The sequence below is a fragment of the Burkholderia sp. A2 genome (assembly GCF_001729305.1).
Lineage (GTDB): Bacteria > Pseudomonadota > Gammaproteobacteria > Burkholderiales > Burkholderiaceae > Burkholderia > Burkholderia sola.
Genome location: NZ_LZXX01000008.1, coordinates 378 through 995, shown reverse-complemented (window position 1 = coordinate 995; position 618 = coordinate 378). Strand labels below are relative to the sequence as shown.

Here is a 618-nt window from a genome sequence, read left to right as displayed (position 1 = left end):
CGGTGGTCGAGTGCGACCACGCGGCGCCGACCGAGTGCGGCCCGAACGCGTAACGGCCGGCCATCGCCCAGATCTGCTGGTTGCCGCCCGTGATCGTCGCCGAGCCGTCGACCGTGCTCAGCGCGCCGTCCGGGTTCGGCGCGTTGCGGTCGCGGCTGATCTTCAGGTAGCCGGCGCCGAGCTTCAGCGGCCCGTTCGCGTACGACACGCCCGAGCTCCACACCGCGTTGTTGGAGAACTGGCCGGGCGTGTTCGAGAACCCGATCATCGCGCCGAAGGTCAGCCCGCGAACCGTCGGGCTCGTGTACTTCACCGCATTGTTGATGCGCAGGTTGCGGTTCGAATCGTCGTTGTCGTACGGGTGGACCGCGAGGTTGCCGCCCCAGCCGGGGCCGGACGCGCCGAGCGGCGTCACGAAATCGAGGATCAGGTCGTACTGGCGGCCAAACGAGAGCGTGCCGGCCGTCCTGGATTCCACGCCGAGCCACGCCTGACGGCCGAACAGATCGACGCCTTTCTGCGACAGCTTGCCGGTGGTGCCCGAGAAGCCGTTTTCGAGCGCGAAGACCGCGGCCATTCCGCCGCCGAGATCCTCGCGGCCGCGCAGCCCCCAGCGCG

1 protein-coding gene is annotated in these 618 nt (G+C 69.6%); it reads right to left on the bottom strand.

Going from position 1 to position 618, the window contains the following annotated elements; all coding sequences use genetic code 11:
- The coding region (locus tag A9Z05_RS37360) for a porin (protein ID WP_371090546.1) at window positions 1-618 on the bottom strand (618 nt) is incomplete at both ends.